Genomic DNA, 13,416 nt, shown 5'->3' with positions numbered 1-13,416 from the left:
GTACATGACGCCTTATGGGCGAACCCGGTCCTCGGGGTTGTCGTTGTACGGCGGTGCGATGACGAAGGACAGATGCTGCGAGGCCCACTTGTCACCGGCTTCCGCACGTGCGACGACCTCGTCGAACCGCCCCAGCTCGCCGAGCACCTCGGCCAGCCGGATCGCGGCCACCGCCACACCGCTGTCAGCGAGCGCCCGGAGTTCGTCGACACGGCCGGTCTCGGCGAGCGCGTCGACCCAGGACGACTGCGCGTGCGGCTCGTCCGCCTCGGCGCGTGCTTTCAGCTCGTCGAACATGTCCAGCCGCGCGAGCGTGCGCACGAACTTCAGCTGGACCTCCTGGTTGCCGAACGCGGCCAGCCGCCGCAACTGGTCGACGTCATCCCGCTCGTAGTACACCTTGGCGAGGTAGTGCGTGGCCTGCGAGTCACCTGCTTGCGCGCGTGGCCACAGGCGTTGCGGGGCGCGCTCGGCCAGCGCGGCCATCGCCCACGGCTCTCCCGTCTCGGCCAGGGCTTCGAGCTCGTCCACGTCCTGGTGTTCGCTCAGCCACCGCGTCAGCTCGCGGACCGCCGGGTGCCGCGGGTCGGCTGCCAGCTCCCTGAGTTCGTCGATCTCCCCGCGTTCCCTGAGCAGTTCGGCGAGCGCGGCCCGCGCGCCGGCGATGTCCGACCGTGCCAACTCGCGGACCTCGTCGACACGGCCCTGTTCGCGGTAGACGCGCACCAGTGCACGCGCGGCGGTTCGATCGCCGCGATCGGCGTACTTCTTCAGCTCATCGACGTCCTGCCGCTCCCGCAACAGCTCGATCAGCCGCCAGCTCGCTTCCTCGTGGCCGGTTTCGGCGATGGCACGCAGGTCTTCGACGCGTCCTTTCCATTCGTAGAACCGGACGAGATAGGCGAGGGCGTCCTTGTCGGTCTCGGCCCGTTCGCGCAGCTCGTCCTCCAGACCGGCGAGGTACAGCAACCTGGTGACCGCGAGCTCCTCGGTCCACGACTTGCGCCGAGCGGCCTTGGCTCGTTGCAACACAAGCGCTTCCGTGTACCGCTTCGCCGCGGTGAGAGCCTTGATCAGCTGGTCGTCGGTGATCCGGTGGTGCGCGAGAGCCCGCAGGCCGTCCACGTCTCCCCGGTCGGCGAGGATCCGCGCCAACGCGGCCACGGCCGAATGGTTGCCCGCGTCGGCTTGTTCACGCAGTTCGTCGATCCGGCCCTGCGCCACAAGGATTTCGGCGACCTTCCGGTTGGCCGCGTGGCTGCCCGCCGCGCCTCGCTCGACGAGTTCGTCCAGAAGACCTTGTTCGGCAAGCAGATCCACGAGCCGTGGGACAGCGTCCGGGCAGTGCGCGTCGACCACGACGCGGAGCTCGTCGATTCTCTTCTGCCGGGCGAGAAGTGCCGCGAGCCGGCAGTAGTCCTCCTGAGCCCGCAGCGTGGCCTCGTCCTTGCGCAGCACCAGCAGTTGCGCGTACATCCACTTGGCGTCCGAGTCACCGTCGTCCGCCAGTTGCCGGAGTTGCTCGAACTTCCCTAGGGTGATCAGCTCCTTGGCTCGTGCCCGCGCGTCCATGGTGGAACGGTACCGAAGGAGTTCACCGCGAGGAGTGGTTTCACCAGGAATGCCGTGGCTGCCCGTTTGGCTTCCGTGGACTCGGGTACGTCACCCACGACGCCCGAAGAGAAGAGGTGCGATGATGCCTGAGCTCGTCCAACCGGTCCCACCCACGCCGCCGCGCCCCGGCCCCCAGCCCGATCCGGGACGGCAACCGGTACCGGATCCCGAGCCGATCCCGCCGTCGCCCAGCCCGATCCCGCCTGCCCCCGGCCCGGATCCGGAACGTCCTCTGCCGGCTGATCCGGTGCCGATGTAGAGCGGCGCTGTTGCACCGGTGTGCGTGTCATCCTCGGGAATAGCAGGCGGTCCAGGCCAGTTCAGTAAGGAAAAGTGACTATCTGGCGGTACTACCACCGAGGAGAGCAGCATGGTTGCGAGCGTCGACCTCGTCACAGAGTTCGAACGGGCATGGGCGGACCCGCGCAACACCGCGATCGACCTGCCGCCGGTGGACGTCAACAAAGTGCTGCGCGACCGCTACGACGTCGACCGCGACCTCGTGTACACGAGGACCATGATGTGGGACATGGAGACCAGGAAGGCCTCCGCGCCCGACTTCTACATCCCGTCCGTGGTCCGACCGGGCAGCGCGCGGAAGTGGCCGTCCGAGGACCCGGACCGTTTCACCCGGGCGTCGCAGCAGCGCCTGTGGCTCGACCCGGACGAGTTCGGGCTGATCATCGAGCACGTCCAGCTCGGCCGGGCCGAACAGTCGATCTGGTTCATCGGCGACACCGGCCACACCACCCCGGACGGCCACGAGCTGGTCGCCGACCGGCGCCAGCCGCTTTTCCACGTCAGGCACTGGGTGGACGGCGATGAGAACGAACCCCTCAACCGCTGGCGAATCCTGCACCTGACCAACCGGCCCGACCAGCAGACGATCGACTTCTTCGCCGAGCTGGGGCAGAACCCCTACCTGCGCGACTTCATCGAGGTGCACATCCGCGAAGTCCTCGGCTACCGCCTCACCCGCAAGTGATCAAGCCTCGGCAGCCGCGGCCAGCATGGCCGCGGTGATCCGCGCGATGTCGTCGTCGGTGCTGATGTACGGCGGCATCGTGTAGATCAGGTCCCGGAACGGCCGCAACCACACCCCGCTGCGGACGGCGGCACGGGTAGCGGTCGCCATGTCCGCGTTGTGGTCCAACTGGATCACGCCGATGGCGCCCAGCACCCGCGTCGCACGAACGCCTGGCAAGCCCAGTGCGGGAGCAAGGCCCTCGGTCAGCCGTGACTCGATCCGTCCGACCTCGGCCCGCCAGTCCTGCTCGAGCAGCAGCCCCAGCGACGCGTTGGCCGCGGCCGCGGCGAGTGGATTGCCCATGAAAGTGGGGCCGTGGGCGAGCACGGGAACCTCGCCGGAAGAAATGCCGTCGGCGACCCCAGCCGTGCACAACGTCGCCGCCATCGTGAGATAACCGCCGGTCAACGCCTTGCCAACACACATCACGTCCGGGCACACGCCCGCGTGATCGGCCGCGAACAGCTCACCGGTCCGGCCGAAACCGGTGGCGATCTCGTCGAAGACGAGCAGCACGTCATGCGCCGCGGTCAGCTCACGCAGCGCGGACAGATAACGCGGCGAGTGGAAACGCATACCGCCCGCGTTCTGCACCACCGGTTCGACGATGACCGCCGCGACACGGCCCGCGTTGACGGCGAGCACCTCCTCCAAGTGCTCGACGTACGCGGTGTCGAACTCGGCCGGTGGTGTGTCCGCGAAGATCTGCTCAGCCAGCGAACCACGCCACAGGTGGTGCATCCCGCCGTCGGGATCGCACACCGACATCGGCAACCACGTGTCGCCGTGGTAGCCGCCGCGCCAGGTCAGCAGGTGCCGCTTCTCCGGCCGTCCGCGGGAACGCCAGTACTGCAGGCACATCTTCGCCGCCACTTCGATCGACACCGACCCGGAGTCGGCGAGGAACACGTGCCGCAGTGGCCCGGGAGTCATCCCGACGAGCGTGTCGGCGAGCCGGATGGCCGGTTCGTGCGTGAGCCCGCCGAACATGACGTGGCTCATCCGGCCGAGCTGGTCGCGGATGGCCGCGTCGATCACCGGGTTGGCGTAGCCGTGGACCGCCGCCCACCACGACGACATGCCGTCGATCAGCTCGTCGGCTCCGTGCACCGGTTGCGCCAGCCGCAGCCGTACGCCCGAGGCCGACTCGACCAGCAACGGCCGCTCGACAGCGGGCATGGGGCCGTACGGGTGCCACACGTGCTCGCGGTCCAGGTCGAGCAACTGGCCCGGGGTGAAGTTCCTGCCTTCCATGGATCCAGCTTCGGCCAGCACACCGGCGTGCCGGTACAGCCGAAACCGACAAGATCCACACGGCTGCCTTGACCGCGACCCGCCTTACAGCCAGCCGTTGCCCTCGGCGACCTTGGCGGCTTCCGCGCGGGTGCGGGCGTGGGTTTTGCCGATCGCCGACGACAAGTGGTTGCGTACCGTGCCTTCGGACAGGCCGACGACCTTGGCGATGTCCGAGACCGTGCCGCCGTCGACCGTGGCGCGCAGCACGTCAGCTTCCCGGTCGGTGAGCGGGCTGGCGCCGGTGGCCAGGGATTCCGCGGCGAGCGCCGGGTCGACGAAACGGAGACCGGCGTGCACCCGGCGGATCGCGTTGACCAGTTGTTCGGGCGAGGAGTCCTTGACCACGTACCCGGCCGCACCCGCCGCCATCGCACGGGAGAGATACCCGGGGCGGCCGAAGGTCGTGCAGATGATCACACGGCAGTCCGGCAGCGCATCGCGCAGGTCGGCTGCGACAGCGAGGCCGTCAGGGGTGGGCATCCGCACGTCCAGCAGTGCGATGTCGGGGCTGGTCCGCCGCGCGGCGGGCAGCACGTCGATGCCCGAACCGACTTGGGCGACCACCTCGATGTCGCTTTCGAGCCGGAGCATCGAGGCCAGCGCGCCACGCACGAGGGCCTGGTCGTCGGCGAGCAGAATGCGGATCATGTCGGGCCCGTCGTGAGTTGGTGTGCCGGTCCGCGGGCGAGTACGCGGAAACCGCCGTCCGGGCCTTTGCCGTGTTCCAGGGTGCCCGACACCGCGGCGAGCCGTTCGGCCAGGCCGGTCAGACCGTGCCCGGCAGCCACCTCGGCGGTGACAGTGCCGTTGTCGGTGATCTCCACCCAGTCACGGCCGAGCCGGATGCTGCACCGGTCGGCGTCGGAGTGCCGCAGCACGTTCGTGACAGCTTCCCGTACCACGTACCCGAACACGCCTTGCAGCGCGGGGATCACGTCGTCGGCCGCCGTGGGCAGTTCGGCCCGTACGCCCGCTGCGCGCAGCGCGACGCCGGCACCCGCGATCTCGGCGGCCAGCGACACCGTCCGGTAGTCCGAGACGGTGGCCCGGACGTCGGAAAGCGCTTGCCGCGACAGGCCCTCCAGTTCGCGGATCTCCCCGACGGCCGACACGATGTCCCCTGTGGACTCCAGTATTCGCCGGGCCAGTCCCAGCTTGACCGTCATCGTCGACAGGCTGTGGCCGAGGACGTCGTGCAGGTCCCGCGCGACCCGTTCCCGCTCTTGGTTCACAGCCATCGCCCTGACCTGTGCACGCGCCGCCCGCAGGTGGCCGATCGTGAAGACCAGCGCGAAAACGGTGCCGACCGCCACGGTGACGCCGACGAGCGTGGCCACTTCGCCCCACTTGACCCGGCCACAGCCCAGTGACATCCATCCGATTTGACTGATTGCCGTGACGGCGCCGAGCGGCAGTGAATAACGCAACGGCAGCAGCATCAGCCCGATGACAGTGGCATAGGTCAGGTCGGTCAGGTAACTCGGTGAGCCCAGAAGCAGCGCGGGCGCCGCACCCGACACGAATACCGCGATCACCATGCCGATTCGTTGCCGAGGTGGCGCCACCGGTCCCTTCCACAGGGCAATCAGGCAGGCGGCGACGTAGCAGGCGATGAGACCCAACGCCACAGCGGTGAGCAGTCCGCCGTTGGCGCCGTTCTTGATTTCGGCGACTCGCGCCAGCAGGAAAAGCAGCGCGAGGCTGTTGACCAATACGAGGGCCACCCGGCCCCGACGGCCCTGCTTGAGACTCCAGTCCGGCCAGTGCCGGGCGGAGAATTCACCGGTGTCACGCCTGCTCACGACCGTCATGTTACGAGCCGGGCCCCGCATTGCCGGGCTTGTTTGTCATGCGTCACCCATGACAAATGGCAGGGTTGCGCCACCCGGCGCCCGGCGCGCGGGTGCTGGGGGCCTGCCCTCGCTGGCTTTCTGAGCAGCGCGAACGGCCCTGGCGGCCCGCCGGTATGCGGATTCTGCTATTCGAGGGGTAAACCGAATGCCGAATATTTCGAACGTGAACGGTTCTTCAAGTGCGCTGGGAGTGCGCGTGTCCTCCAGGCTCGCCGGTGACGCGACTTTGTCCTTACCTCGTCCGCGTGGCGCCAAGACCGCGGTCGCGTCTTTCATGTCCGCCGAAGGCGGCCATGCCGCGATCGTCGTGCTACGCGGATCCAAGTCGGTTTCGGCGCTGCTGCGTCAACGCGGTTCACACTTTAGCACCAGAAGTGATGCCGACTTTCCAGCCCCCTTGAGCCGAGCGAACGCAAGGGACTGAGTCCGGGTAACGCACATTCACCAGAACGCGGGAAACGTGGCTTTGCCTATCACCTGATGGTGTTAACGGGCTTTCCTTATTGCGCGGTTGTTGTACTGTGCTCCATGCGGCGGGCCCCACGCCTATGGGGGCATGATTCAGCCTTGAGGACATCAAACGATTCCGGGCCCGCCTTCGAAAGGAATGAGTATCGTGCCACTGTTCAAGAAGACCGTCATTGTCGCCGCGCTCGCGGCAGCTGGTTTCGCCGCGCTCGCGGGGACCGCTTCCGCCGGTGAGCCCGGCCACGGCCAGGGCAACCGGCCGCTCGTTTCGCACGGCAAGAGTGCCGACCTCAACACCGTCCAGCAGGGTCTGGTGCCGGTGAACGGCCTGAACAACGTCAACGTCTCGCCGAACCTGGGCTGCGTCGCGAACCGTCCGCTCGAGGACCTGAACGCGCAGAGCCTGGTCGGCATCGTGCCGGTCGCGGTCGACGTGGACGAGGCCCTCAAGCAGCCGCACATCAACGTGCTGAGCAACGGCAACGTGTCCAGCACCGTCGAGGACAACTCCTGCACCTCGAACCAGGGTTCCTCGCAGGCGGGCACCAACACCCACGGTGCCACCGGCGCGGGCGACAGCTCGAACGGCCACGCGGTCGGCAACGCCGCGGGTTCCGAGAACTCCAGCGGCAACGGCGCCGGCGGCCTGATCGGCTCGGCCGGTTCGCTGCTCGGCGGCAAGTGATCGAATCGTCGAAGTAGTGATCGTGGAGCGGGCTCGGCCAGCCGTCCTGCGATGACCGTGACCGACCGGCTTAAGCCATAAGCCGATCGTGTCCCGGTACCAAGAGTTCATGCCATGACGTGTCCCGGCGAAATCCAGGGTGCCGCCGGGACACGTCATGGGGTGGCAATAGGAGCGTTGTGTCGGCCGGGCGCCTCGGTGGGGCGCCCGGCCGACACAACCGTGAGCGGTGTCTGTACGGCTTCATCGCCGGGGTGTTCGCATGTGGCGGTTCGCCACCTCCTTCGCCGCGAGCGTGACCCGGTCCGGAGCTTGCGGGGCAGACGAGTTCGGAGAGGTTGTCACCGAACCCGCCTGCACGCCCGGTTGGTCGATCGCCTCACCCCTTGTTGCTGACAACGGTCGTGTTGCCGTGGCCGCTGTTGCTGATGGCAGTCGAGTTGTGGTGGCTGCCGTTGTCAGAGACAACAGTGGTGGTGTGCGACGCGTCGGTGTTGTTCACCGTGGTGTGGTTGTCGTTGCTGGAGTTGTTGCTAACGACAGTGGTGGACTCAGTGGCGTCGTCGTTCACGATGGACGTCTCGTTGTCATCGCTGGCGAGGTTGCTGACAACCGAGGTCGTCGACACGGCGTCGTCGTTGCTGACGGCGGTGTCGTTGTTGTCAGAACCGGTGTTGCTCGCCACGACAGTGTTGTCGTCGGAGTCGTCGTTGACCACGGCCGTGTTGTTGGCGTGGGCGTCGACATTGCTGACGGCGACGTCGTTGGAGTGAGAGTCGTCGTTGCCGACGGCAGTCGCGTTGTGGTCGGCGTCTTCGTTGGACACGGCGGTGTTGTTGTGCGACGAGTCGTCGTTGCCGACGGCGGTGGTGTTGTCGTCAGCATCTTCGTTGGACACGGCGGTGTTGTTGTGCGACGAGTCGTCGTTGCCGACGGCGGTGGTGTTGTCGTCAGCATCTTCGTTGGACACGGCGGTGTTGTTGTGCGACGAGTCGTCGTTGCCGACGGCGGTGGTGTTGTCGTCAGCGTCCTCGTTGGACACGGCGGTGTTGTTGTGCGACGAGTCGTCGTTGCCGACGGCGGTGGTGTTGTCGTCAGCGTCCTCGTTGGACACGGCGGTGTTGTTGTGCGACGAGTCGTCGTTGCCGACGGCGGTGGTGTTGTCGTCAGCGTCCTCGTTGGACACGGCGGTGTTGTTGTGCGACGAGTCGTCGTTGCCGACGGCGGTGATGTTGTCGTCAGCGTCCTCGTTGGCGACCGCAGTCGCGTTGTGGTCGGCTTCCTCGTTCTCGACGATGGTCGAGTTCGTGTCAGCGTCTTCGTTCGTCACCGAGGTGGAGTTGTGGTCGGACTCCGTGTTGGTGACGACCGAGGTGTTGTCGTCGGCGTCTTCGTTGCCCACCACGGTCGCGTTGCCGTGAGCAAGTTCGTTCACCACTGCTGTGTCGTTGTAGTCGGCGTCGAGATTGGCGATCTCAACCCAGTTGGAACTGGCGTAAGTGTTCGACACCCATGTGTCGTTCTCGTCGCCGTCGTGGTTCGTAACTGCTACGTCGTTGTGACCTGGCACGTAGTCCCATGGGGCGGCATTGGCCACACCCGCTGTGAAGGGCAGTGCGAACGCGAGCAGGCCGATCAGGAAGGCTCGCGCTATCCGTCGGGCGGAAATCAACGAAGGCTCCTCGAGTTGGTAGGGTTGCGACTCGAACTGGCCGCTCCAACAAGGTAGCCATTTTTCGGACCTCCATCGGGTATATGTCGGCCGCCGCACGGGCGGTGCCATGGATGTCCACAACAACCCGCATTTCCGACTTCAAACATCCACAATGAGCTGTGGCCGGTTCACCTGCGGGTTCGCCGCCCTATCCCTCACACGGGCAGCGCGGCGGCCTTGAACGATACGGACCGTTACCGCCCTCGCGTCGCTTGACCTGCGCGTAGCCCGGGCGCGGCCGCGGAGCGGCGCGACCACGGCCGCCCGATTTCCCCGTCCGCGGAATACATGCTCGACAGCGGGCCCGAGACACCCGAGCCGGTCGGTGCCCGGCTTCCTGGCGTGTCGACAATAGAACGCGGACGAATTCGGGCCAGCGCATTCACCGGAACGCGGGAAGTGTCCTCGCGGCCATCACTCGATAGGGTCAATGGTCGTTTCTTTGGGACCGATCTGCTGTATGGTTCTGCCCGCAGCGAGCCTGATGCCAATGGGGAAGCGTCCCCGCTGCCGACTGGTTTCGCAACTCCACTCGAAAGGAATGAGTGACTTTGTCCGTCATCAAGAAGGCCGTTGTTGTCGCTGCTCTCGCCGCCGCCGGTTTCGCCACCGTGGCGGGTACCGCGTCCGCCGTGGACCACCCCGGCAAGAGCGCCGACAACAACACCGTCCAGCAGGGCCTGATCCCGGTCAACGCCCTGAACAACGTCAACGTCTCGCCGAACCTGGGCTGCGTCGCGAACCGTCCGCTCGAGGACCTGAACGCGCAGAGCCTGGTCGGCATCGTGCCGGTCGCGGTCGACGTGGACGAGGCCCTCAAGCAGCCGCACATCAACGTGCTGAGCAACGGCAACGTGTCGACCACGGTCGTCGACGACTCCTGCACCTCCAACCAGGGTTCGTCGCAGGCCGGCGACAACACCCACGGTGCCACCGGTGCGGGCAGCAGCTCGAACGGCCACGCCGTCGGCAACGCCGCGGGTTCCGAGAACACCAGCGGCAACGGCGCCGGTGGCCTGGTCGGCTCGGCCGGCAAGCTGGCCCTGGGCGACCGCTGACCCCGGTAACCCGGACGTCGAAGTTGGTTGGACGGCCCTGACCAGGCGGCCGTCACCCCTTTGATTCGGCGCTCACACCAAGACGCGGTCCGGCATGGATTCGGGGCATGCCGGACCGCGTCAGGTGTGACAAGGGAAGTGGTGCCGGTCAGGAAGGTTCACCTGACCGGCGCAACCATGTATCCCCCGTGCGGCACTCCGCTCACCTGGCGTCCAGACTGCCTGGTTCGTAGCGGCAGTTCGCGTTCCACAACAGGAACGACGGCGCGCCGCTCTGCCGTGAAGCTTCGATCTGAGCCTTCACCTCCGCAGCGCCGTACGTCCTGCGCAGGCTGAACGCCTGCAACCACGGGAAAACCTGGGCGCCGCCCGCTCGGGCCTGCGCCACGAACGCGCCCACAGACTTGGCAGTGATGTCGTACGGCTGGGCTTCCGGCTGTGCCACGCCGTACTCTCCCGGCCCCCAGTGCGACGGGTAGACCATGGGCGAGATGTAGTCGACAGCGTGCGACATCGAGGGGATGTCCTGGGCAACAGGCCCCGGCCGGTCCGCCGCGATGCCGAACACGGACGCCCCGACGAACGCCCCGCGCTTGTGGACCTCGTCCCGGCTTCGGGCCAGGAAGTCCACAATGGCCTTCTCGGGCGCGCCGGTGAAACCCGGTGTCCGCATCTGGTCCAGCCGGCCTTCCGGCCGCCGGACGTAGTCGTACAGGATGTCGTCGAAACCGAACTGGGCCGCTTCCACCGCAAGGTCGATGTTGTACCGGACCACGTCCTCGTCACCGTAGTTCGTGAAGGCGAACTGGCCGTACGAACCCGACCACGGCCTGCCGTCCCGCGTCTGGACGACCCGCTGCCTGGTGCCGGAGTTCCACGACCAGCGCGCCAGGATCGGATCGCGGAACGCCACTACCCGGCCGACCACCCGAAGCCCGGCGTCGTGCAGCTGCCGCACCGCGGCCTGCACGTCGTAGTGCTGCCGGGTGGCACCGATCTGCCTGCCCAGTGCGACACCGGAGTCGTACCCGATCTCACCGCTCTCGTCTTTGATGTCCAGTTGCACGGCGTCGATCCGGCCTTCCCGTCCCATCTGCAGGACCGGCTCGCGCAGCTGCGCCGACGACCAGGCCAGCGCCGTCATGTGCACCGCCCGCATGCCCGGGTGCCGTGCCTCGACCGGGATCTCCCTCGTGGCCTCGTTTCCAGCCGAGTCCCTCGCGGACACCCGGACCTTCACCGGTACGGGCGACAGCTCGACCGAGAACCTGCCGTCCGCCCCTACCGGAGCGGACTGGTCGTTGACGGACAACGAGGTCGCGCTGGGGGCGTGGCCGGTCACCGTGAGCGCCTTGCGGAGGTCCTTGACCTGAGCGGCGTCGACGGACAGGAACTGGGCCCGGTCGTCGATCCCGACGACCGACAGCTCCCCGGTGAACATCCGGTTCACGACCGGCACCAGCACCACGAGCGCCAGCGTCGTGGCGACGAGAACGATGATCACGGCACGTCCGCGCCGTCGCTTCGGAGTGTCCACTCTGCATCCTCCAGGGGACGGAAACGCTTTCGTCCATCATCACGTTCCCTGCCGGATGATGCTCAACCCAATGTCATTCGTTCGTGTTTCCGAGTGGCCGCAACCTGTTTCGTTGCCCACGGTGGGGACATGACGCCGAACGTGCGGCCCTTGCTGCTCGCGATCAGCCTGCTCAGCGCCACCGCGTGTGGCACGGACCCCGCCCCTGTCCACAGTGCACCCAAGGGGTCGGCGCCGTCGAGCACCGGGGTAGTGGCGACCACCGCGTCCGGCCCTCCGGTCGCGGCCAACGAGCTCGGCGACGTGCCAGTCCTGATGTACCACCGGATCACGCCGAACCCGGCCAGTGTCTACGACCGGACACCGCAGGATCTGCGCGCCGAGCTGGAACGCCTGGCGGGGGAGCGGTACGTGCCCGTCACCGCGGGCGACTACGCGGCCGGGAAGATCGACATCCCCGCCGGTGCGCACCCGGTGGTCCTCACGTTCGACGACGGCGACCCGACCCAGTTCAAGCTCACCGCGGAGGGGACACCCGCCGCGGAGACGGCGGTCGCGATCATCCAGGACGTCGCGGCCCGATACCCCGAGTTCCGTCCGGTGGCGACCTTCTACGTCAACGGGGACCCATTCGGCGAACCGGGCGGGGTGAAATCGCTGACGTGGCTCCGCGACCACGGCATGGAAATCGGCAACCACACGTTGACGCACGCGAACCTGCGCCAAGTGGGCGGTGCCGCGGCGCAACGGGACATCAGCCGGGGCGACCAGGCCATCCGGCAGGCCGCGCCCGGCGCCGAGCCCGCCACGATCGCTTTGCCGTTCGGCATCCACCCGTCCGACCCGGCACTCGCGCTCGCGGGGAGCAGCGACGGCGTCTCGTACCGCTACCGAGGTGTGTTCCTCGTCGGCGCGAACCCGGCGCCGTCGCCGCACAGCCCGAAGTTCGATCCACTTCGGATCCCGCGCATCCGTTCACAGGCGATCACCGGCAAGGAAGCGCAGTTCGGTTCCGCCGCGTGGCTGGACAAACTCGCTGCCGAGCCAGGCAGGCGTTTCACCTCCGACGGCGTACCGAATGCCTAGGCGTCAACGACTGCCGAAGTCCTGCGTCCAGTACGTGCCGTACGTGCTGTCAGGATGGGTCGCGTAGCCGACGCCGACTTCCTTGAGCTGGCAGTTCAGGATGTTCGCGCGGTGGCCCGAGCTGCTCATCCAGTCGGACACGACGTTCTCCGCCGTCTGGTGTCCTGCAGCGACGTTCTCGGCAACCGCGTGCCAACCCGTGTAGCCGGAGCGCTCGACCCTGGCCACCGCCGAGCTGCCGTCGGATCCTGTGTGGTTCATGAAGTTGTGAGCTGCCATGTCGTTCGAGTGGTTCTGAGCCGCCTGGCTGAGCGCGGCGACCGGGGTCAGGGCCGGGCAACCGGCTTTCTGCCGTTCGGCGTTGGTCAGGCGCACCACGTCGTCCTGGACGGTTCGGGCGTTCGCGTCCACGGCACCGGCCGGTGGTGCGAGCAGGATTCCGGCTGCCAGTACCGCTCCGGCCGTGAACGCCGAGCTGATCCTCCTTGTGTGCCACATGAGGGCCTCCTTCTCGTCGGCTTGACCAACGAGTTCCCGCCCTCGAAGCGCCTAGGCCACCGGGTTGGCACCTTCACCGGTCCGAGGGACAAGCCCCGACAGGTGTTGCAGCGAGTTGGCGAGGTGATCGGGGGCGAACGGCGGGAACTGGAGGTATTCCCGGACGTACGGCGGCACTGCGGTCCAGTCGTAGGTGAGCGTGACCCCCGTTTCCGACGGGCCGAGCGGCGTGAGGTCGTAGCGCCAGATCCAGCCGCCGAACTCCAGGTCGCCGTCGTCCTTCTCGTACCCGGTCAGCCAGCCGATGGTGCGTGCCGTGTCGAACAGCTCGACCTTGTTGACCACCTGGTAATCACCGTTCGGGTGATTGGGGTGGTACATGTCCATCCGGAAGATCTGTCCCACCTCGGTCAGCGGGACCCGGTCGACGGACTCCTGGACCCAGCCGGTGCCGTCGATGGCGGAATGGGTCACGGGGTCGGCCAGGACGGCGAACACGGACGCGGCGGGCGCGTCGATGGTCAGGGTGGCCTTCACGTTCTCGGTGTCCACGGTGCACGCTCCTCGTTCGGATCGGTCT

Annotated in this window: 12 protein-coding genes; 4 read left to right on the top strand and 8 right to left on the bottom strand. The window is 67.3% G+C overall.

Annotated elements, in window-relative coordinates; genetic code table 11:
• Nucleotides 1-12: 12 nt before the first annotated feature.
• Nucleotides 13-1,572 (bottom strand): coiled-coil domain-containing protein, encoded by a 1,560-nt coding sequence (locus tag AOZ06_RS46785; RefSeq protein ID WP_054295268.1) that lies wholly within the window; start codon nucleotides 1,570-1,572, stop codon nucleotides 13-15.
• A gap of 412 nt (nucleotides 1,573-1,984) precedes the next feature.
• Between AOZ06_RS46785 and AOZ06_RS46780 the strand changes: the two genes are divergently transcribed.
• On the top strand, nucleotides 1,985-2,599 hold the full coding sequence (locus AOZ06_RS46780) for a hypothetical protein (protein WP_054295267.1): 615 nt from the start codon (nucleotides 1,985-1,987) through the stop codon (nucleotides 2,597-2,599).
• Here the strand turns inward: AOZ06_RS46780 and AOZ06_RS46775 are convergent, their stop codons facing one another.
• The 3 genes from AOZ06_RS46775 to AOZ06_RS46765 all read right to left on the bottom strand — a co-directional run bounded on the left by AOZ06_RS46775 (nucleotide 2,600) and on the right by AOZ06_RS46765 (nucleotide 5,739).
• Nucleotides 2,600-3,895 carry an adenosylmethionine--8-amino-7-oxononanoate transaminase gene (locus AOZ06_RS46775; protein ID WP_054297431.1) on the bottom strand — a complete coding sequence of 432 codons (1,296 nt, stop codon included), beginning with the start codon at nucleotides 3,893-3,895 and terminating at the stop codon, nucleotides 2,600-2,602.
• An 84-nt stretch (nucleotides 3,896-3,979) separates the two neighbouring features.
• Entirely contained in the window at nucleotides 3,980-4,585 is a 606-nt protein-coding gene (locus AOZ06_RS46770) for a response regulator transcription factor (protein ID WP_054295266.1), read from the bottom strand.
• Nucleotides 4,582-5,739: a sensor histidine kinase gene (locus AOZ06_RS46765; RefSeq protein ID WP_236951960.1), complete on the bottom strand. Its 1,158-nt coding sequence runs from the start codon at nucleotides 5,737-5,739 to the stop codon at nucleotides 4,582-4,584. Before AOZ06_RS46765 ends, AOZ06_RS46770 begins: the two co-directional genes overlap by 4 nt.
• Nucleotides 5,740-6,406: 667 nt before the next feature.
• On the opposite strand from AOZ06_RS46765, the gene AOZ06_RS46760 reads away from it, so the two are divergent.
• On the top strand, nucleotides 6,407-6,943 hold the full coding sequence (locus AOZ06_RS46760; protein ID WP_157233623.1) for a hypothetical protein: 537 nt from the start codon (nucleotides 6,407-6,409) through the stop codon (nucleotides 6,941-6,943).
• Nucleotides 6,944-7,322: 379 nt separating this feature from the next.
• Here the strand turns inward: AOZ06_RS46760 and AOZ06_RS46755 are convergent, their stop codons facing one another.
• Nucleotides 7,323-8,615: a midas domain-containing protein gene (locus tag AOZ06_RS46755; protein ID WP_054295263.1), complete on the bottom strand. Its 1,293-nt coding sequence runs from the start codon at nucleotides 8,613-8,615 to the stop codon at nucleotides 7,323-7,325.
• 587 nt (nucleotides 8,616-9,202) lie between these two features.
• On the opposite strand from AOZ06_RS46755, the gene AOZ06_RS46750 reads away from it, so the two are divergent.
• Nucleotides 9,203-9,715 carry a hypothetical protein gene (locus AOZ06_RS46750; protein ID WP_054295262.1) on the top strand — a complete coding sequence of 171 codons (513 nt, stop codon included), beginning with the start codon at nucleotides 9,203-9,205 and terminating at the stop codon, nucleotides 9,713-9,715.
• Between the two features lie 202 nt (nucleotides 9,716-9,917).
• Here the strand turns inward: AOZ06_RS46750 and AOZ06_RS46745 are convergent, their stop codons facing one another.
• Entirely contained in the window at nucleotides 9,918-11,252 is a 1,335-nt protein-coding gene (locus tag AOZ06_RS46745) for a putative glycoside hydrolase (protein WP_236951959.1), read from the bottom strand.
• Nucleotides 11,253-11,381: 129 nt separating this feature from the next.
• Here AOZ06_RS46745 and AOZ06_RS46740 point away from each other — a divergent pair, with 129 nt between their 5' ends.
• A complete protein-coding gene (locus AOZ06_RS46740; protein WP_054295260.1) occupies nucleotides 11,382-12,338 on the top strand; it encodes a polysaccharide deacetylase family protein in 957 nt (318 codons plus the stop codon).
• A gap of 3 nt (nucleotides 12,339-12,341) precedes the next feature.
• Here the strand turns inward: AOZ06_RS46740 and AOZ06_RS46735 are convergent, their stop codons facing one another.
• Both AOZ06_RS46735 and AOZ06_RS46730 read right to left on the bottom strand, forming a co-directional pair.
• Complete coding sequence (locus AOZ06_RS46735) at nucleotides 12,342-12,836, bottom strand: CAP domain-containing protein (RefSeq protein ID WP_063810234.1); 495 nt, start codon at nucleotides 12,834-12,836, stop codon at nucleotides 12,342-12,344.
• A 51-nt stretch (nucleotides 12,837-12,887) separates the two neighbouring features.
• The gene (locus AOZ06_RS46730; protein ID WP_054295259.1) at nucleotides 12,888-13,388 is read right to left on the bottom strand and encodes an SRPBCC family protein; all 501 of its coding nucleotides are present in this window, start codon (nucleotides 13,386-13,388) and stop codon (nucleotides 12,888-12,890) included.
• Nucleotides 13,389-13,416 lie beyond the last annotated feature (28 nt).

This window comes from Kibdelosporangium phytohabitans, from assembly GCF_001302585.1.
GTDB classification, from domain to species: Bacteria; Actinomycetota; Actinomycetes; order Mycobacteriales; family Pseudonocardiaceae; genus Kibdelosporangium; species Kibdelosporangium phytohabitans.
Note: the sequence above shows the minus strand (reverse complement) of the source record. Positions and strands in the feature narration are given on the sequence as shown.

Coding starts and splice junctions, on each gene's coding strand:
- AOZ06_RS46785 (WP_054295268.1), bottom strand. CDS start 1,572: ATGGACGCGCGGGCACGAGCCAAGGAGCTGATCACCCTAGGGAAGTTC.
- AOZ06_RS46780 (WP_054295267.1), top strand. CDS start 1,985: ATGGTTGCGAGCGTCGACCTCGTCACAGAGTTCGAACGGGCATGGGCG.
- AOZ06_RS46775 (WP_054297431.1), bottom strand. CDS start 3,895: ATGGAAGGCAGGAACTTCACCCCGGGCCAGTTGCTCGACCTGGACCGC.
- AOZ06_RS46770 (WP_054295266.1), bottom strand. CDS start 4,585: ATGATCCGCATTCTGCTCGCCGACGACCAGGCCCTCGTGCGTGGCGCG.
- AOZ06_RS46740 (WP_054295260.1), top strand. CDS start 11,382: ATGACGCCGAACGTGCGGCCCTTGCTGCTCGCGATCAGCCTGCTCAGC.
- AOZ06_RS46735 (WP_063810234.1), bottom strand. CDS start 12,836: ATGTGGCACACAAGGAGGATCAGCTCGGCGTTCACGGCCGGAGCGGTA.